Annotated in this window: 20 protein-coding genes; 6 read left to right on the plus strand and 14 right to left on the minus strand. The window is 60.5% G+C overall.

Annotated elements, in window-relative coordinates; all coding sequences use genetic code 11:
• Positions 1–57: 57 nt before the first annotated feature.
• The 3 genes from argC to FHS81_RS09730 all read right to left on the minus strand — a co-directional run bounded on the left by argC (position 58) and on the right by FHS81_RS09730 (position 2,805).
• A complete protein-coding gene (gene argC / locus FHS81_RS09720; protein WP_183752422.1) occupies positions 58–1,041 on the minus strand; it encodes an N-acetyl-gamma-glutamyl-phosphate reductase in 984 nt (327 codons plus the stop codon).
• A 75-nt stretch (positions 1,042–1,116) separates the two neighbouring features.
• The gene (gene speB / locus FHS81_RS09725; protein WP_183752424.1) at positions 1,117–2,070 is read right to left on the minus strand and encodes an agmatinase; all 954 of its coding nucleotides are present in this window, start codon (positions 2,068–2,070) and stop codon (positions 1,117–1,119) included.
• Positions 2,071–2,307: 237 nt separating this feature from the next.
• Positions 2,308–2,805, minus strand: a complete 498-nt coding sequence (locus FHS81_RS09730; protein WP_183752426.1) for a hypothetical protein — start codon at positions 2,803–2,805, stop codon at positions 2,308–2,310.
• A 17-nt stretch (positions 2,806–2,822) separates the two neighbouring features.
• On the opposite strand from FHS81_RS09730, the gene FHS81_RS09735 reads away from it, so the two are divergent.
• The 3 genes from FHS81_RS09735 (at position 2,823) to FHS81_RS09745 (ending at position 5,576) form a co-directional block, all read left to right on the plus strand.
• Entirely contained in the window at positions 2,823–3,593 is a 771-nt protein-coding gene (locus FHS81_RS09735; protein WP_183752428.1) for an NAD kinase, read from the plus strand.
• An 18-nt stretch (positions 3,594–3,611) separates the two neighbouring features.
• Positions 3,612–4,553: a hypothetical protein gene (locus FHS81_RS09740; protein WP_183752430.1), complete on the plus strand. Its 942-nt coding sequence runs from the start codon at positions 3,612–3,614 to the stop codon at positions 4,551–4,553.
• 222 nt (positions 4,554–4,775) lie between these two features.
• Complete coding sequence (locus tag FHS81_RS09745; protein ID WP_183752432.1) at positions 4,776–5,576, plus strand: carbon-nitrogen hydrolase family protein; 801 nt, start codon at positions 4,776–4,778, stop codon at positions 5,574–5,576.
• A gap of 104 nt (positions 5,577–5,680) precedes the next feature.
• Here the strand turns inward: FHS81_RS09745 and thrS are convergent, their stop codons facing one another.
• Positions 5,681–7,636: a threonine--tRNA ligase gene (gene thrS, locus FHS81_RS09750; RefSeq protein ID WP_183752435.1), complete on the minus strand. Its 1,956-nt coding sequence runs from the start codon at positions 7,634–7,636 to the stop codon at positions 5,681–5,683.
• A 99-nt stretch (positions 7,637–7,735) separates the two neighbouring features.
• Complete coding sequence (yidD, locus tag FHS81_RS09755; protein ID WP_183752436.1) at positions 7,736–8,128, minus strand: membrane protein insertion efficiency factor YidD; 393 nt, start codon at positions 8,126–8,128, stop codon at positions 7,736–7,738.
• A gap of 162 nt (positions 8,129–8,290) precedes the next feature.
• Here yidD and FHS81_RS09760 point away from each other — a divergent pair, with 162 nt between their 5' ends.
• Positions 8,291–9,190 carry a MipA/OmpV family protein gene (locus FHS81_RS09760; RefSeq protein WP_183752438.1) on the plus strand — a complete coding sequence of 300 codons (900 nt, stop codon included), beginning with the start codon at positions 8,291–8,293 and terminating at the stop codon, positions 9,188–9,190.
• Positions 9,191–9,203: 13 nt separating this feature from the next.
• Here the strand turns inward: FHS81_RS09760 and FHS81_RS09765 are convergent, their stop codons facing one another.
• The gene (locus FHS81_RS09765) at positions 9,204–9,692 is read right to left on the minus strand and encodes an iron-sulfur cluster assembly scaffold protein (protein WP_183752440.1); all 489 of its coding nucleotides are present in this window, start codon (positions 9,690–9,692) and stop codon (positions 9,204–9,206) included.
• Positions 9,693–9,926: 234 nt separating this feature from the next.
• Between FHS81_RS09765 and folE the strand changes: the two genes are divergently transcribed.
• Both folE and hisI read left to right on the plus strand, forming a co-directional pair.
• A complete protein-coding gene (folE, locus tag FHS81_RS09770; RefSeq protein WP_183752442.1) occupies positions 9,927–10,562 on the plus strand; it encodes a GTP cyclohydrolase I FolE in 636 nt (211 codons plus the stop codon).
• 153 nt (positions 10,563–10,715) lie between these two features.
• Positions 10,716–11,138 carry a phosphoribosyl-AMP cyclohydrolase gene (gene hisI, locus FHS81_RS09775; RefSeq protein ID WP_183752444.1) on the plus strand — a complete coding sequence of 141 codons (423 nt, stop codon included), beginning with the start codon at positions 10,716–10,718 and terminating at the stop codon, positions 11,136–11,138.
• Positions 11,139–11,195: 57 nt separating this feature from the next.
• Here hisI and FHS81_RS09780 read toward each other — a convergent pair whose 3' ends face one another.
• From FHS81_RS09780 to lpxB, 8 genes are all read right to left on the minus strand, one after another.
• Positions 11,196–11,609: a hypothetical protein gene (locus FHS81_RS09780; RefSeq protein ID WP_183752446.1), complete on the minus strand. Its 414-nt coding sequence runs from the start codon at positions 11,607–11,609 to the stop codon at positions 11,196–11,198.
• A 221-nt stretch (positions 11,610–11,830) separates the two neighbouring features.
• Entirely contained in the window at positions 11,831–12,253 is a 423-nt protein-coding gene (gene ndk, locus FHS81_RS09785; RefSeq protein ID WP_183752448.1) for a nucleoside-diphosphate kinase, read from the minus strand.
• A gap of 179 nt (positions 12,254–12,432) precedes the next feature.
• Positions 12,433–13,425 (minus strand): branched-chain amino acid ABC transporter permease, encoded by a 993-nt coding sequence (locus FHS81_RS09790; RefSeq protein WP_183752449.1) that lies wholly within the window; start codon positions 13,423–13,425, stop codon positions 12,433–12,435.
• The gene (locus tag FHS81_RS09795) at positions 13,425–14,312 is read right to left on the minus strand and encodes a branched-chain amino acid ABC transporter permease (protein WP_183752451.1); all 888 of its coding nucleotides are present in this window, start codon (positions 14,310–14,312) and stop codon (positions 13,425–13,427) included. The genes FHS81_RS09790 and FHS81_RS09795 overlap by 1 nt, the downstream gene beginning before the upstream one ends.
• A gap of 170 nt (positions 14,313–14,482) precedes the next feature.
• Positions 14,483–15,682, minus strand: a complete 1,200-nt coding sequence (locus tag FHS81_RS09800; protein ID WP_183752453.1) for an ABC transporter substrate-binding protein — start codon at positions 15,680–15,682, stop codon at positions 14,483–14,485.
• A 70-nt stretch (positions 15,683–15,752) separates the two neighbouring features.
• Complete coding sequence (locus FHS81_RS09805) at positions 15,753–16,499, minus strand: ABC transporter ATP-binding protein (RefSeq protein WP_183752455.1); 747 nt, start codon at positions 16,497–16,499, stop codon at positions 15,753–15,755.
• On the minus strand, positions 16,492–17,247 hold the full coding sequence (locus FHS81_RS09810) for an ABC transporter ATP-binding protein (protein WP_183752457.1): 756 nt from the start codon (positions 17,245–17,247) through the stop codon (positions 16,492–16,494). Before FHS81_RS09810 ends, FHS81_RS09805 begins: the two co-directional genes overlap by 8 nt.
• Before the next feature lie 430 nt (positions 17,248–17,677).
• Complete coding sequence (gene lpxB, locus FHS81_RS09815; RefSeq protein WP_183752459.1) at positions 17,678–18,856, minus strand: lipid-A-disaccharide synthase; 1,179 nt, start codon at positions 18,854–18,856, stop codon at positions 17,678–17,680.
• Positions 18,857–18,913 lie beyond the last annotated feature (57 nt).

Here is an 18,913-nt window from a genome sequence, read left to right on the forward strand (position 1 = left end):
CCCGATATTGGGGCACGCCTTTTCATCGAGAAGGCCGGATCGACGGCAAGCTGGCTGTCAGACGCCGAGCATCAGCCGCAGGTTCTGGACTGCCGCGCCTGAAGCGCCCTTGCCCAGGTTATCCAGCCGCGCCACGAGCACGGCCCGGTCTCCTGCAGGGTTTGCAAATACGTTGATCTCAAGCCGGTTGGTGTCGTTGAGCGCCAGCGCCTCGATACGGCCAGCCGCTTTCGAGTCCGCGAAAGGCACAACCGCAACTTCACCGTTATCGCCATAATGGCGCACGAATATACCGTGCAGGTCGGCGGCTGCCGGCTTGCCCGGGAGCGCATCGAGAAACAGCGGGATGCTGACCAGCATGCCCTGCCGGAAATTCCCTACCGAGGGCACGAAAATCGGCTGGCGCGACAGGAGGCCATAGGCCTCAATCTCGGGCAGATGTTTGTGTGTCAGGCCAAGGCCGTACAACTCGAAGGCGGGCGCCTCTCCGGATTCGTAATCGGCGATCATCGCCTTGCCGCCGCCCGAATAACCGCTTGCGGCATTGATGCTGATAGGGAAATCGGCGGGCAGGACGCCTGCCTTGACCAGAGGCCGCAGCAGGGCAATTGCGCCGGTAGCATAGCAGCCGGGGTTGGCGACATGCGAAGCGCCCGCAACGCGTTCTGCCTGTCCCTCGTCCATTTCCGGAAAGCCATAGGTCCAGCCATCGGCCACACGGTGGGCGGTGCTGGCATCGAGAACGCGCGGGGCATTCTCTCCCAGGCTGGCGGCCAGCTGAACGGCTTCGCGCGCGGCATCGTCGGGCAGGCAAAGAATGATCAGGTCGGCTTCGGCCATCAGCGCCCGGCGCGCATCGGCATCCTTGCGCAGAGCCGGATCAATCCCGAGCACGTCCACCAAGCCGAGTTCATCGAGACGCGTGCGAATCCCGAGCCCGGTCGTGCCCGCCTCCCCGTCTATGAAGACACGCGGCTTGCCGCCTGATGACTTGATGGCGGCTGGATTGGCATTGATGTCGCCCGCAGGCTGACCGGACATGATGGAACCCTCGCAATAATCTTGTGCGGCATTGAGGCGTATGGGCGCGTGATGTCAAGCACGCATTCCCGGTGATCATCGGGCCTTTTCGGCCAGAATCTGGAGATAATGCTGTACGATGGTGGAGCCGGCAATCGCCGTGATGTCCGCATGGTCGTACGGTGGCGATACCTCGACAATATCCATGCCGCGCCAGTCGAGATCGCGGAGCGACCAAAGCGCGATCAACGCGTCGATCGATGTCATACCGCCCGCAACCGGCGTCCCCGTGCCCGGAGCAAATGCCGGATCGAGTGCATCGATGTCGAAAGACAGATAGGTCGGGACACCGCCTGTCCGCGCACGCACCCTCGCCGCGATGCCCGACGGCCCCAACCCGTGCGCCTCATAAGCATCGACGATCTCGATACCGAAATCATCAGGCGCGACAGTGCGAATACCGATCTGGATCGACCGCGCGGTGTCGATAAGGCCCTCGGATTCGGCCTGCGTGACGAATGCGCCATGCGACTGCCCGCCATCGCCTTCCCACGTATCCTGATGGGCATCGAACTGCACCAGCGCCAGTGGTCCATGCAGACTGGCATGGGCGCGCAACAGCGGCAGCGTGATCGAATGATCGCCGCCCAGCGTGATGAGATGCGCGCCGGCTGCCAGAATATCGACGGCCTGCGCTTCAATCAGGCCGGGAACTTGATCGAGATGGCGATAGTCGAACGAGCAATCCCCCCAATCGACAACGGCGAGCGCATCGAACGGGTCGAGTCCAGACGGAAACTGCGGATCGCCATCGAAGATCGCTGATGCGCGGCGCAGCGCCTGCGGCCCGAAACGTGTTCCGGGGCGGTTCGATGTGGCTGCATCGAAGGGCACCCCCCAGATGACGACGTCCACGCCATCGATGTCGCGGCTGAAACGGCGGCGCATGAACGACAACGCGCCGGAATACGTCGCCTCATGCGAGCCGCCGCGCAAATCGCCGAGAAATGCATGGTCAGTCGGGCGTGGGCGAATGGGATCGTCGGTCAAGCTGGCCTCCCGATAATGCCCCGTATCCTGTCATAAATACTGCTATTTTCAAGCTAGGTACGCTCATGCAAACGGCCTTTTCCAGCCATCTTGATGGAACTTGTATAAGACGCAGGTTATCGCCAGCTCCAGAAGCGGGTGCATGATCGTCGGTAGATCTATAATCCTGTTTGCCAGTCTAAGCGCTTCGGGGCACCATGCAGCAGCAGATCATCGCACGAGCCGCGAGTTCCACATTTAACCACAATCTGCGTCTAACTTGGTATACTGAGTGAAACGCCAATTATTCCGAGGCATGTCCTGATGACGAATGATCCCTTTGGCCGAAGTCCTTTCGGCTTCGCGCGTGTCCGTGTCGTCCAGCTTCCGAAATGGAAGCTGGTTCTTTTGTCGGCACTGGCGATTACGGTGCTGCTGACGCTTGTTATCGTGGCAGCGGGCGCGTTTCTGTTGCTTTTTCCGGTCGTATTGATCGGCGGCCTTGTCCTCGGAATTGTTGGGCGTTGGAGAAGCAAGGCGTCGGTGCCAGCTCCTGGCCCCCGCGGCACGCAGAATGACCGCAACGATGATATTGTCGATGCGGAATATGTCGTCATAACCGACAGGCGCCGGGAAGATCAGCGTTGAACTGCTTGCCGCAGGACAATGCCGGATCAGGCGATCGATAGCTGCGCCTGAGGACAGCCTTTGCGCCTGAGGACAGCCTTGCATGGCGGATTGCAACATGCCTGCCATCAGCGTAAGTTCCTGCCATGAGTGAAACACTGTCCATCGCCTTTGTCGCCAGCGACACCCTGGAAGCACAGGCAGCCAAAGAACGTCTGGAAGCCCGCTATGGTGCGCGCGATCCGGATACGGCGCATCTTGTCGTTGCGCTGGGCGGCGATGGGTTGATGCTGCAGACGCTGCATCGCTTTCTTGGAACCGGCAAGCCGATCTACGGCATGAATCGCGGCTCCGTCGGCTTCCTCATGAACGAGTTTCGCGAGGACGATCTTCTTGAGCGTGTTGCGCGAGCCCAGCGTAGCGCCGTTCATCCCCTTCTCATGCAGGCGCATGATGTTGACGGGCGCTCGTTCAGTGCGCACGGCATCAACGAGGTGTTTCTGTCCCGAAAGACCTATCAGGCGGCGAAGATCAGGGTTCAGGTCGATGGGCAGGTGCGCCTGGCCGAGTTGATCGCCGACGGCATCATGGTCGCGACGCCGGCCGGTTCAACGGCTTATAACCTCTCTGCCAACGGCCCCATCCTGCCACTGAACGCTCCGCTGCTGGCGCTGACGCCGATCTCGGCCTTCCGCCCCCGGCACTGGCGGGGTGCTCTGCTGCCGGACCATGCCAAGCTGCGCTTCGAGGTGCTGGAAGCGGAAAAGCGCCCGGTCAATGCCGTCGCCGATCACACCGAGATCCTGTCGGTCTCTTACGTCGATATCGCGCTCGATCCTTCCGTGGACCTCATCATGCTGCATGACCCCGGCCACAGCCTGGACGAGCGGATACTGCGCGCGCAATTCGGATATTGACGCAGAAGGTTGCCGCCAATGCGTAAAGCCCGCACCTCCTTCGCTCTCTTCGCTCTTGCGATTGCAAGTCTCACGTCCACGCCGCACGTGCAGGCGCAAAGCAACGGTGCACCGGCGGCGATCCCCATCACGCCGTCGCTTCCAATGGAAGGCAGAACTTTCAGCGACAGACCGAATGTGCTGCCGGGGGTGCTTGAAGGTGGAAACGGCTCTGTCCATTCGCTGTCTCTTACCGCGACCCTGGCGGATAGCGAAATGCCGATCCAGTCCGGGTTGACATGGCGCATCTACGCCATCAACGCAGACGGCACACCCGTTCTGGCCTCAGAACTGGAGGAGGCGACGCCACGGCAGATCCTTCCGCAGGGCAACTATATCGTGCATGTATCTTATGGTTTCACCAGCGCCATCGCCCGTGTCGCGTTGCGGGCAGATTCCATTACACGCCTCGCGATTGCGGCCGGCGGCCTGCGCGTCACCGGCATGATCGGTACAGAACCGATACCTGACGAGGATTTGACGTATTCCGTCTACCTGCCCGATCAGAACGATCCCGAAGCACGGCTGGTGGTTGCCAACATTGCATCTGGCACGATCCTGCGCTTGCCGGAAGGCGATTATCACGTGGTGTCGACCTATGGGAAGGCAAATGCCATATCGCGGACGGATCTCAGCGTCGAAGTGGGTAAGGTGACCGATGCCACCATCAGCCATCACGGCGCGCGCGTCACGCTCAAGCTCGTCGCCATGGAGGGCGCCGAAGCCTTTGCCGGCACCGCCTTCAGCATACTGACCCCCGGCGGCGACACCATTCACGAGGAAATTGGCGCTTTCCCGTCGCTTATCCTCGCTGAAGGCGACTATGTTGTCGTCGCACGGCATGAGGGGCAAGTTTATTCACGCGAATTCACAGTTCAAAGCGGCACCGACGCAGCTATCGAAATCGTCGGCAGCCAGTGACGAGCCCGCCTGTTAAGAACAATTATTTCGTAACCATGCCTCCGGACATGAGGGGGTAATATTTTTTTATGTGTTACATTGTCTTAGAGAGAATATCTCAAGCCTCAAAAGCTGTTTCTCTCATTCGCTTTGGTGTGCCACCTGGCACGCCATGAATTATTTTTGCCACGCCATGCATCAGATGGGGTTGGCAGATTGTCGTAAAACCGTCACGCTTCAGAAATGACGAATCTCTCCAGCCCCCTGTCCATAGCCGTGGCGCAAAGCCACGTGACCGCCGATGTTCAAACCAATGGGCGGCATATCCGCGCGTTGATGCAACGCGCCAGCGACAAGGGTGCCCGCCTGATCCAGTTCACCGAGTGCGCCCTGTCCGGCCGCGCCCGGAATCACATCAACAACTGGCATCGGGTTGACTGGGACGTTATCGACACGGAACTGGCGGAAACCGCCGCTCTGGCGCGCAAGCTCAAGCTCTGGACCGTTGTTGGCTGCAATCATCGCCTGCCGCCGCCGAGCGAGCCGCACAACAGTCTGTACGTGATCTCGGACAAGGGCGTTCTCATCACCCGCTATGACAAGCGGCTCTGCGCCAGCGATGGCTCCAGCCTGTGGTATACGCCCGGTTCCTCGTCCACGACGTTCGTCGTCGATGGTTACCGTTTTGGCTGCGCGCTGTCGACGGAAGTGCACTACCCGGAGCTGTTCGCAGCCTATGAGCGCCTGTCGGCGGATGTCGTACTGCTTTCATCCTATTCGGATGAAGCGATCTTCGCCATCGAGGCGCAGGCCCATGCCGCCATCAATGCGCTGTGGGTCGGGCTGGCGACGGCCGTGGAAACCAGCCACGGACTTCCCGGTGGCATCATCGGCCCGGATGGCAATTTCCTTGGCAGGAACCGGCGTCGCATGGCCTCGGTGGTGATCGCAACCATCGACCGCGATAGCCCGGAATATACTCGTGTGCACAACCGCACCCGTCTGCGCAACCGCGCAAACCAGCAATCGTCTCAGCTTTTGTGAGAGGCGTGATGCGAATTACGGCGATATGCCGAAGCCACAAAAAAGCGTGGGATCATCGACCCCGCGCTTTTCATTTTTGACATAACACCTGAACGCTATCGCGGTCACACCTGCGATGCGCGGCGCACATCGGGTGGCAAAGCCTCAGCCGCCAACAGGTCAAGCGCTTCGTCCAGCGGGAGTTGCTGCTGCGCCTGCGAGCCGAGACGGCGGATCGACACCGTGCGCTGCTCGCCCTCTTTCTTGCCGACCACCAACAGCACGGGCGTTTTGGCCAGTGAGTGTTCGCGCACCTTGTAGGTGATCTTCTCGTTGCGCAGATCCGTCTCCACACGCAGTCCGCACTTTTCAGCTTCCGCCGCCACGTCACGCGCATAATCGTCCGCGTCCGAGGTGATGGTGGCGATCACTGCCTGCACCGGCGCAAGCCACAGCGGGAAATGACCGGCATGATGCTCGATCAGGATGCCGAGGAAGCGCTCCATCGAACCGCAGATGGCGCGATGCACCATGACCGGGGTTTTCTTCTGCCCATCGTGATCGACGAAAAACGCGCCGAAGCGATCCGGCAGGTTGAAGTCCACCTGCGTCGTGCCGCACTGCCAGTCGCGGCCAATCGCATCCCGCAGCACGTACTCGAACTTCGGACCGTAGAAAGCACCCTCGCCGGGGAAAATCTCGGTGCGGATGCGGTTGCCCGACCGCGCGCGGATTTCTTCCAGCACCTTGCCCATCACCTCTTCAGCGTGATCCCACAGAGCATCGTCGCCCACGCGCTTTTCGGGCCGCGTGGAGAGTTTCACGACGATATTGTTGAGATCGAAGCCGAAATCGGCATACGTGGAGAGGATCAGGTCGTTGATCTTCAAGCACTCTTCGGCCAACTGGTCCTCAGTGCAGAAGACGTGTGCGTCATCCTGCGTGAAGGCACGCACGCGCATCAGGCCATGCAGCGCGCCGGATGGCTCATAGCGTGACACCGAACCGAATTCCGCAAGCCGCAGAGGCAGATCACGATAAGACTTGAGACCGTGCTTGAACACCTGAACATGGCCGGGGCAGTTCATCGGCTTGATGGCGAAGACGCGGTCGTCCTCGGTCTGCGTGACAAACATGTTCTCGCGGTACCACGCCCAGTGGCCGGACGTTTCCCACATGGCCTTGTCGAGGATCTGCGGCGTGTTGATCTCGCGATAATCACCGTGCAGCCTGCGCCGCATGTAGGCGATGAGCTGCTGGAAAATCGTCCAGCCCTTCTCGTGCCAGAACACGACGCCGGGGCCTTCCTCCTGAAAATGGAACAGATCCATCTCCCGGCCCAGCCGTCGGTGGTCGCGGCGCTCGGCTTCCTCAAGCTGGTGGAGGTAGTTGTCGAGATCTTCCTGCGTGGCCCATGCAGTGCCGTAGATACGCGTCAGCATGGGGTTGTTGGCGTCGCCGCGCCAGTAGGCGCCCGCGACCTTCATCAGCTTGAAGGCGTTCCCGATTTTGCCGACGCTCGTCATGTGCGGGCCGCGGCACAGGTCGAGCCACTCGCCCTGACGATAGATCTTGAGATCGTCGCCGGCAGGAATGGCGTCCACCAGCTCCACCTTGAAGTGCTCGCCACGGGCGCGGAAGAAATCCTTTGCCTCGTCGCGCGACCACAGTTCCTTGGTGAAAGGCGCATCGCGGGCGATGATTTTCTTCATTTCCGCCTCGATGGCGGTGAAGTCTTCCGGCGTGAACGGCTCGTTGCGCGCGAAGTCGTAGTAGAAGCCGTTCTCGATCACGGGGCCGATGGTGACCTGCGTGCCGGGCCACAGCGTCTGCACCGCTTCGGCCAGCACGTGGGCGCAATCGTGACGGATAAGCTCAAGCGCCCGCGGATCGTCTCGCGAAACGAACTCGATGCGCGCATCCGCGGGGATGGCGTCGGACAGGTCACGCACTTCGCCATCGAGCGCCATGGCGACGGTGCGCTTGGCAAGCGACTTGGCAATGCTTTCCACCACCTCGCGACCGCTGATGCCGGGGGCGTACTGGCGCGATGCACCATCGGGAAATGTCAGGGTAATCATCAAATAAAGTCTCCGGCTCACTCCTGCACACAGAACAGGTAAGCGACTTGTCAGCAGACAAAATGATGGCCACGGGCAGGCAATAGCCGCGCGGCCGGGTCAACGGACGGAGGTCAGGCCGGGCTTCGAGGTGTCGCCGCCGTCCTTGTCGACGTCCTCACAGACCATGCATGGTCTGGTGGCTGGCGGTGCATTGGTGCCCCTCCAGCGCCCGTAGGTCCACGGCTTATACCATCGAGCTGTCGCGGGCAATGCGTCGGGCACGAGATCGAGACCGCTCGTGCCCAGCGGGTGACAGCGGCAGACGCGCGCCAGTCCGACCCAGCCGCCGGCCCAGAAGCCGTATCGGTCAATCGCCTCGTCTGTATAAAACGAACAGCTCGGCAAATGGCGGCAATGGCGCCCGAATATGGATGAAAGCGTCAACTGATAAATACGGATCAGCGTGCGGGCAATAAAAACGCCGGGCCTGCGGACAGCGCTGATGATCATAGTCTTGAAGAGATGCAATTTGGACACGTCTGACGCTGCGGTTGTGTGTTATCTGGTGTAGTCATAGCATGAATCGGCGATCATCAGGGTTATGTTGTTGGCGCTAACCAATTGGTGAAGATTATGCGGCAGAGTCAGATCGTCAGACAGTGGAGAAATGTTGTGTTGCGTCATCCATCCCGTCCCGCTCTGAAAATCATCGCCGCTTCGGGTTTTCTGGCTGCCGCCATTGCCGCCACCCCCGCTGCCGCGCAAAACGCGGGTTACGACCCTTACGCCGGCGAAGCTGGCGGCTCGTCATTTCCCTCATTCGTCGCGGCTCCGGTTGATTCGGCTCGCTGGATTGTGACGGTCAGCGCCAATGCCGATGTGGGACCGTCTTTCCGCGGGTCCGATAAATACAGCATCACGCCCTATCCGCTGATCGGCATCCGCCGGGGTGGACAGGCGCGGCGCGCCGCGGTTCCGGGCGACGGCCTCACCATCGATCTGCTCGATAATCAATATGTGAGCTTCGGTCCCATCGCCCGCTATCGCAGCGGCCGTTACAAGGCCGACGACCGCAAGCTGTTCGGCCTGCGCAAGCTGCCATGGAGCGTCGAGGCGGGCGTGTTCGCCGAAGTTTGGGCGACCCATAATCTGCGCGCCCGCGCCGAAGTCCGTCACGGGTTTCGCGGTGAAGACGGCTGGGTTGTCGATTTGGGCGGCGACTTCGTGCAGCCGTTCGGTCAGTTTACTTTCACCGTCGGTCCGCGTGTGAGCTGGGCCAGTGGCAAGATGATGCGCAGCAACTATGGCGTGAACGCTTATGAAGCTTCGCTGAACAATCTGGTGTTCCCGCAGCACGGCCTTTACGAATACAAGCCCGGCTCCGGCATCCAGAGCGCCGGGGCGGCAACATCCCTCGCCTACCAGATTAATGATCAGTGGAGCGCCACCGCGAAGGCAACCTACAGCCGCCTCGTCGGCGATGCCGGCAAGAGCCCGATCGTGCGTCGCCTTGGCGACCGCAACCAGTTCTCCCTTGGCCTGAGCGCAGCCTACGCCTTCGGTATCAACTGACGTCGAAACCGCGTCATACCAGCTGATCCAGAACGATCCGGCCCTCATCTGCCGGATCGTTTTTTTGTGTCCGCCGCTTGTCCTCAATCTGCGATAGCGCATCAAGAACGGCGTCGAACGTCAACAGCGTCGAAGCATGGCGCGCCGGGTAGTCACGCACGGGAGCCAGCACGGCAAGGTCTTCCCACCGGCCGGACGGCGGCTCACCGCCCTCTTTCAGCATGCGGCGCATGACCTCGCGGATTTCGCGCAGCTCCTGCGCCGTCGAACCGACGACAAGACGCCCCATGACTGACGATGACGCCTGCCCCAAGGCGCACGCCCGCACCTCGTGGGCGAAATCGCTCACAGTCTCCCCGGACATCACCAGATCGACAGTGACGGTGGAGCCGCAAAGGCGCGCGTGCGCGGTCGCCGTCGCATCAGGCGTGGCAAGCCGCCCCAGACGGGGAATGTCACTCGCGAGCACCAATATCTGCCGGGAATAGATTTCGTTCAGCATCGTCTTTCCATTTCGGCGTGCTCCGGATGGGTGGCAACCGCCGCCCAAGGCCCCGGAGGCCTGATCATCCCATTGGCAGCCCGGCATAGATGTGGTCAAGCTGCCGATGCCGGGTGATCCGTTGTGGTATCGTCAACGTAAACTATATAAGATTGATGTTTACGGGAAAAATATCCCGCCCTGCAAATCTCGAAACCGTCCCCACCCGGCCGGTCAAACAACGGGAGGCACCACATGGATGCCGTGGTTAAGTCCTTGTCCGACGGTGAAGCCAGTCAGGCCGAATCCGACAAGCCGATTTCCGACAGGCCAACACGCGCCGAAGCCGAAGCCGCCGTGCTGACGCTCTTGCGCTGGATCGGCGAAGACCCGGCCCGCGAAGGGCTTCTGGATACACCCAAACGGGTGGTTCGCGCCTATGAGGAGCTGTTCGCCGGCTATCGCGACAACCCGGTCGAAGTTCTCGACCGTGTTTTCGAGGAAGTCGAGGGATATTCGGATATCGTCCTCGTGCGCGACATATCGTTTTTCTCCCATTGCGAGCACCATATGGTGCCGATCATCGGCAAGGCGCATATCGCCTATTTCCCGGAGGGCGGCGTCGTTGGCCTCTCCAAACTTGCGCGCGTGGTTGACGTGTTCGCCCGCCGCCTTCAGACGCAGGAAGCACTGACGGCGCAGATTGCAGATGCGATCAACGACACCCTGCGCCCGCGCGGTCTCGCCATCATGCTCGAAGCGGAGCATATGTGCATGGCCATGCGCGGCATCCAGAAACAGGGTGCGTCCACCATCACCACCCGCTTTACGGGTGTGTTCGAGGAAGACCCGGCCCTTCAGGCACGGTTCTTCATGCTGATCCGCGAGTGACACCGGGCTTTTGTCAGGCTATTTTCATTGTCCGTCAGAGATGTTCGCGTGCAAATCGATCAATCAGTTTGCACGCGCTTTATCGTCTGTACAGTGACGCCTGTCAGTTGCCCACAGCATCTCAATCCAGCATTTTCTTCAGGGTATAATTCCGTGACAGACCGCCTCTTTCAACAGCCCCCCAGCGACAAGACAGCGCTGGAGGAAGGGCTCGCGCTGACCCCCGCTTTTGATGCCAACGGGTTGGTGACATGCGTCACTACCGATGCCGATACTGGCCACCTGCTGATGGTTGCGCATATGAACGCCGAGTCTCTGCGCCGCACGATCGAGACCGGCGAGGCTTGGTACTGGTCGCGTTCACGCCAGACCCTGTGGCACAAGGGCGATACCTCGGGCCAGATCCAGACTGTTGTGGAAATGCGCGTCGATTGCGATCAGGACGCAATATGGATCAAGGTGCGCGTCGCTGGCGATGGCGGCTGCTGCCACACCGGCCGGTGCTCGTGCTTCTACCGCGCTGTTCCTGTCGGACACGGCACCTGCGAGGAGCTTGAGCTGATCAAGGACGATTGACGGGCTGCTACCAGCTTTTACGAGGCCCGCCGGGAGATCACATCCCGGCGGCTGCGATCATAGCTTGCAAGCTGCCCGTGCAGCCTCAGCCTTGGGCCGGGCGGTGTTACTAAAGACACCGGAGCGGCGAAACGCCGCCAATTCGTCCTCACCCATGGCTTGCGTGATGCGCCGCGCATAACAGCCACAACGGTCGGCGTAGCTGTCTTTCGAGGAACTCGAAACGCCCCATTGCTGAACCACGCATGCGTCCAGAATATGCAACCGGATGGTGTCGAGGCTGGCGCTGCTCAAATCGACGGTGCCGGCACCTGCCGGTTGTCGCGGCGGAGTTGCGCCGGCCCATGCCGTCAACGGCAGCGAAAACGTCGCCATCGCCGCCGCAAAGGCAATACAGGCAATCTTTGAGCCAGAAACGCGCGATTGACCGAACTCTGTTCCACTGAACTTGCTGAGACCCGACATCATCATCGCAGTGCCTTTATGGGAGCGCCCGAGAAAGCGCCGTCACCTGAGCATAGCGCTCTAGGTTCTATATTTCGCCGCAACTTGCGTTCAAGGCGATGGATCGACTTGAACGCAAACTGCTCTGGCTGCCTTTCGCGTTTCATCAGAGAATGAAAGGCAGCCAATTATCTGGAATTTAAGCAAATTCCTGTCGATCAGACAATTGCGTCCGACCGAAACGCACTTCAGCCAACGATTTCGTTGCCGGCGAAGAACTGTGCGATTTCCACCTGAGCGGCCTCGGGCGAATCCGAACCGTGGACGGAGTTCTCACCGACGGACTTGGCGAAGAGCTTGCGAATCGTGCCCTCTGCTGCGTTCTCGGGGTTGGTTGCGCCCATGACTTCGCGATAGGTCGCGATGGCGTCCTCACCTTCCAGAACCTGCACCACGACCGGGCCGGAGATCATGAAATCGACCAGCTCGCCGAAGAACGGACGGGCGCTGTGGACGGCATAGAACTGTTCGGCCTGTGCGCGCGTCAGAAGGATGCGCTTCTGGGCGACGATGCGAAGGCTTGCCTTCTCGATGACGGCGTTGATGGCGCCGGTGAGATTGCGTTCGGTCGCGTCGGGCTTGATGATTGAAAAAGTACGCTCAAGAGCCATGATATATCCGTCTAAAACCTGGAGTTTTCGGAGTTGTGAGCGGCTTATAGCCCTCCATAGCGTCAGCGACAAGACACAGCGCTTCTGAAACAGCAAACGTGGTTTTCAGGTTACGCTTTTGGCGGCGGGGAGCGAACTCCCCACCGCCTCGTGCCTTTTATCTCGGCAGATGCGAGACGTTACAGCGGCCGCTTCACCCAGCGCGACAGCACGCCGATGATGCCTTCGCGGAACAGCATCACGCAGACGACGAACACGATACCCTGGATGATCGGCACCCACGCGCCGAACGATGCCAGATAGTTCTGCATCGACACCACAATCACCGAACCCACGATCGGCCCGAAGATCGTGCCCATGCCGCCGACGAGCGTCATCAGCACCACCTCGCCAGACATGGTCCAGTGCACGTCCGTCAACGAGGCGAGCTGGAACACGATGGCTTTCGTGCCGCCGGCAAGCCCCGCCAGACCGGCGGAAAGCACGAACACGGCAAGCTTATATTGGGTCGTGCGATAGCCGAGCGAGATGGCGCGCGGCTCGTTATCACGAATAGCGCGCAGCACCTGGCCGAATGGCGAGTGGATGATGCGGAAGATCAGCAGGAAGCCGAACAGGAAGATCGCCGCGACCACGTAATAAAGCGTGCGATCATCGGTGAGCGGAATGACGCCGAACAGATTGCCACGCGGCACGCCCTGAATGCCGTCCTCACCGCCCGTAAAGGCCGATTGCAACGACACGAAGTAGATGAGCTGCGCCAGCGCCAGCGTGATCATGGCAAAGTAGATGCCCTGCCGGCGGATGGCCAGAGCGCCGAATATGAGGCCAAGCACAACCGCAGTGGCCGTGCCTGCAAGGATGGCCAGTTCCGGCGTCAGCCCCCACACTTTGGCCGCATGGGCGCTGACGTAACTCGCGAAGCCGAAGTAGGCCGCGTGCCCGAAGGACAACAGGCCGCCATAGCCCAGCAACAGGTTGAGCGCCGCCGCGAACAGCGCGAAGCACAACACCTTCATGAGGAAGACAGGATAGAGAAGGTGCGGCGCAATCAGCAACCCGACGATCAACGCAATGAACAGCGCGCCATAGAGCCGGGAGTTGCCGCGCGCAACGGTATCGATAGGCTCGCCAGCGGCGGTGCCGGAAGCTGCGATATCCTGGGTGGTCATCAGGCAGCCCTCCCGAAAAGGCCAGCGGGCTTCACCAGAAGCACGAGGATCATGATAACGAAGATGACGGTCGAGGATGCCTCGGGATAGAACACCTTGGTCAGCCCCTCGACGATGCCGAGCGCGAAGCCCGTGACGATGGAGCCGAGGATCGAGCCCATGCCGCCGATGACAACCACCGCGAACACCACGATGATGAGGTCCGCGCCCATGTTGGGGTTCACCGCATAGATCGGCGCGGCCAGCACACCGGCAAAGCCTGCGAGCGCGACGCCGAAGCCGTAGGTGAGCGTCACCAGCATCGGCACGTTGATGCCGAAGGCTCCGACAAGCGTGGCATTTTCAGTCGCTGCACGCAGATAGGCGCCAAGGCGTGTGCGCTCGATTACCAGCCACGTCACGATGCACACCGCAAGGGCCGCCACCACAACCCATGCCCGGTAATTGGGCAGGAACATGAAGCCCAGGTTATTCCCGCCCGCCAGCTCGCGCGGAATGCCGTATGGCAGACCCGAAACGCCGTATTCGTTGCGGAATACGCCCTGAATGATAAGCGCGAGGCCGAATGTCAGCAGCAGGCCGTAGAGATGATCGACGTTTTGCAATCGTGAGAGAAATAATCGCTCAATGACGATACCCGTCGCACCGACCACCAGCGGGGCGATCAGCAGCGACCACCAATAGCCGACGCCGGCATATTGCAGCAGCATCCACGCAACAAACGCACCCATCATGTACTGGGCGCCGTGAGCGAAGTTGATAATGTTGAGCAGGCCGAAAATGATGGCAAGCCCGAGACTGAGCACCGCGTAGAACGAACCGTTGATCAGCCCCAGCAAAAGCTGGCCGAACAGGACCTGAGGCGAAACGCCGAGAAGTTCGAACATCGATACGCCTTTCAGAGGCAGATGGTATCCGATGAAGGCAATAGCGTTTCATATCAATATGTTGCTATCGTATCATGATGCATTATATGAGCATATGACATCAACATATTGACTGACCGGAAATGCGGGCCGGCATGAACAGCCAGCCCGCATTCCGGCCTTGAAGCGCGTTACTTGACGAGGTTGCAGGCTTCGCCATCAAGCGGACGGAACGCATCCGCCGCCGGGATCACCGCCAACTGCTCGTAGTAGTCCCATGGGCCTTTGGAGTCGCCAGGCGCCTTGACCTTGAACAGGTACATGTCGTGGACGTGGCGGCCGTCGACGCGCACTTCGCCCTTACCGAACAGCGGGTCCTCGGACGGGTTGTCACGCATCCATTGCAGCACCTTCTCCGGATCCTTGGACTTCGTAGCTTCGACGCCCTTCAGATAATGCAGCGTGCCGGAGTAAACGCCGGCGTGCACCATCGTCGGCTTTTTGCCGCCGTGCTGCGCCGCAAAACGCTCGGACCACTCGCGCGTACCGTCGTTTTGATCCCAGTAAAACGCTTCCGTCAGCACCAGACCCTGGGCAGCCTCAAGACCGAGAGCGTGCACTTCGGACAAGAAGACCAGCAAACCTGCGAGCGTCTGTCCACCGGCCACGATGCCGAACTCGGACGCCTGCTTGATGGCGTTGATGGTGTCGCCACCAGCGTTGGCAAGGCCGATGACCTTGGCGTTGGAAGCCTGCGCCTGCAACAGGAACGACGAGAAGTCACCGCCCGGGAACGGGTGCTTGACCTGCCCCAGCACCTTGCCGCCGGCATTCTTCACCACTTCGGCGGTGTCGCGCTCCAGCGCATGGCCAAAGGCATAATCGGCGGTGAGGAAGTACCAGGTATCACCACCCTGTGCGACCACCGCAGAGCCCGTGCCCTTGCCGAGTGAATAGGTGTCGTAGGTCCAATGGATGGTGTTGGGCGAGCACTGCTTGCCGGTGAGTTCGGTCGCGCCCGGGCCAGACGCGATCAGAACCTTGTTCTTCTCGCGCGTGATCTGGGACACGGCAAGCGCCACCGAGGACGTGGGCACATCGAGAATGACGTCGACGCCATCCCGGTCATACCACTGGCGGGCGATGTTCGAGCCTACGTCCGGTTTGTTCTGGTGGTCAGCGGAGATGATATCGACATTGATGCCCTTTTCAGCCGCCTTGAAATCCTCAGCCGCAAGCCGAGCGGCAATGACGGAGCCTTCGCCGGACAAGTCCGCATAGACGCCGGAGCGATCGTTCAGCACGCCGAGTTTCACCGGGATTTGCGCCTGAGCCGCGCTGAATGCGCCGACGATGAAGGTGGTAGCCAGCAACCAGGTCTTGATACCCATTGTTTCCCCCTTGATGATTTTGTTTCACATATTGACGTATGCCACTGTGATAATTTGATTTTATATGGTGTTATACGCCGAGATAGGAGTGCAGCTTGTCGATGTTCGCATCGAGTTCGTCGTTGCGGATCATGTCGACGACCCGCCCCTGATCCACAACGTAATGACGGTCTGCGACCGTCGACGCGAAGCGGAAGTTCTGCTCCACCAGAACGATGGTGAAGCCATCCTGCTTCAGCCGCGCGATAGTGTGACCGATCTGCTCCACGATCACCGGCGCAAGTCCTTCGGTGGGTTCATCGAGCAGAATGAGGTTAGCGCCGGTGCGCAGAATGCGGGCGATTGCCAGCATCTGCTGCTCACCGCCAGACAGCTTCGTGCCCTGGCTGAAGAGCCGCTCCCGCAGGTTGGGAAACAGCGTGAAAATCTGGTCCTGCGTCATGCCGCCGGGTTTGATGATCGGCGGCAGAATCAGGTTCTCGGCCACGGACAGGCTGGAAAAAATCCCGCGCTCTTCCGGCACGTAGCCAATACCCAGCCGCGCTATCTGCCGCGCGGGCAACCGTATGGTCTCCTGCCCGTCAAAGTTGATGGACCCGGTGCGCTTGCGCAGAATGCCGATGATCGACCGCAAGGTTGTGGTCTTGCCGGCGCCGTTGCGGCCGAGCAGCGTCACGACTTCTCCCGGCGCGACATCAAAATCGATCCCGTGCAGGACGTGAGATTCGCCATACCACGCCTGAAGGTTCCGCACGGATAGCAGCGGAGCCGCCGCAGGTTTCGGCGCGGGGAATGGGCGGACAACAGCTTCAGGCATGCATGCCTCCCATGTAGGCTTCCACGACGCGCGCATCGCCGGAAATCGTCTTGTAATCCCCCTCCGCCAGCACTTTGCCACGCGCCAGAACCGTGATCCTGTCTGACAACGAGGCCACGACAGAAAGGTTATGCTCGACCATCAGAATGGTGCGGTTGGCCGACACCCGGCGGATGAGTTCCGCCATGCGATCCACGTCCTCGTGCCCCATGCCGGCCAGCGGCTCGTCCAGCAGCAACATCGACGGATCGAGCGCGAGCGTTGTGGCGATTTCCAACGCGCGCTTGCGGCCATAGGGCAACGCGCCCGCCCGGGTTTTTTCGTACTCTGACAGCCCCACGGCTTCGAGCAGACCTCTGGCCTCGCGGTCATAGCGTCGCAGAAGGCTTTCGGAGCGCCAGAAATCGAACGAATCCCCCCGCCGGCGCTGAAGCGCGATGCGGACATTCTCCAGCGCCGTGAATTGCGGGAACACTGCCGAAATCTGGAATGACCGCACCACCCCAAGCCGCGCGATTTCCGCCGGCTTCATGGATGTGATGTCCTTGCCCTTGTAGGTGATTGCCCCGCGTGTGGGGGTGAGGAACTTGGTCAAGAGATTGAAGCAGGTCGTCTTGCCAGCGCCATTCGGCCCGATAAGGGCATGGATAGTACCCTCCTCGACGTTGAGGCTGACACCGTCGACCGCCTTGAACCCTTTGAACTCTATCGTCAAATCACGTGTTGCGAGAATCGCCTCGGCGCGCATCCGCCGTTCCCCCCTGCGTGTTCCGTATGATTGTTGATGATGGGCTTCGCCCAATTTAGTCGGACACGTAACTATTTCAAAAGAAACCTAGGTATGCACATAAGTCTGTCTAGGCATGCACATGTAGCATTACGCGGATTCGGACCACTGTCAATTGGCCCAAGAGATGAGCCTGTAGAAACAGCGGAAAACATTTGCCAGTTCAATTATGTATGATTATCCGTTCCCATGCGGGGCAAGCATTTGCGCGCGGGTGTGCGCTGCCGCACCATGCAGGGCGGCAGGCTAAAATCGCATGATCCAGTATGCTGGGGTCGATAATTTCGCGGCGCGCCGTGCGCAGTCGATGCTGACCGCGTTGGCATATAGGCAACGTGGCAAAAGGCCCCAAACCCCTGCCAGCCGATCGTGCGCGGGTTTTTAGAAGGTCTTATTGCCGCCGGGTAATTTCTGCAGCGACAATCCGCGCCGCACGCTCGCTGGGCGTGTCATCGCCGATTGCCATGGCCTCTTCAAGGCGCCGGAAGGCCTCAGTCTGCCGTCTTCGATCAGGCGTATCCGCAAGCAACGGCAATACCGTGGCCGCGAGTTTCTCCGGCGTGCAATCCCATTGTAGCCGCTCCGGGATGATGTTCTCGCCGAGAATCAGGTTGGCATATGTCACGGTCGACACCGTCAGGAAATGCCGCACCTGCGATTCGAGCCACGACACCTTGTAAGCCACGACCATCGGCACGCCTGAAAGCGCCAGTTCCAGCGTTACAGTTCCCGATGCGGCAATCGCAGCATGCGCACGTCTGAAAGCGGCATATTTGGCCGCCTCGCCCTCAACGATCTCAGGCTTCACCGGCCATTGCGACACCGCCTCGCGAATGAGCGGTGCGACATGCGCCACGGCAGGCAATACAAAACGGATGGGCCGTCCGGCCTGGGCTTCGATGAGCGGCAACGTATCACCAAAAACCGGCAGCAGGCGGCTCACCTCGGAGCGCCGGCTACCGGGCAGCACCAGCACTTCCAACTTTTCGGCGTCCGCAATAGAGGGCCGCTCACCCGGCGCGGGACGTAGCGTCTCAAGTCTCTCGATCAGCGGATGGCCAACATACGAGCAAGGCGGCCCGCCGAGGCGGCGATGGGCTTCAGGCTCAAACGGCAACAGAGCGAGCAGGTGATCGACGTAACCACGCATCTTTCGTGCCCGGCCCGGCCGCCATGCCCAGACGCTGGGGCTGACATAATCAACAATCGGAAGCTCCGGCCGCGCGGCACGCACCCGCTTGGCCACCGCATGTGTGAAATCCGGGCTGTCAATGATGACAAGCACATCCGGATTGGCCGCAAGCGCCGCAGCGACCGTCTCATGAACTCGCCGAACGATGGTACGCAGCCGCGCGATTACCGCGACGAAGCCCATCACCGCGATATCAGCAAGCGGAAACACGCTGGTAAGCCCTTCAGCCTCCATGGCATGCCCGCCAACACCGGAAAAGCGCACGTCCCCGCGCGCCTTGAGCGAACGCATCAGCCGCGCACCGAGTTGATCGCCGGATTCCTCACCCGCGACAATGAAAACATGCACGGGCTTATCAGTTTCAAGCTGGTCGTTCATGTCCCAATCCCGTTCGCCAGAGGCCTGTTTCAACTCGAAGAATGAGACCACCTCACC

Source organism: Pseudochelatococcus contaminans, assembly GCF_014195635.1.
GTDB lineage: Bacteria > Pseudomonadota > Alphaproteobacteria > Rhizobiales > Beijerinckiaceae > Pseudochelatococcus > Pseudochelatococcus contaminans.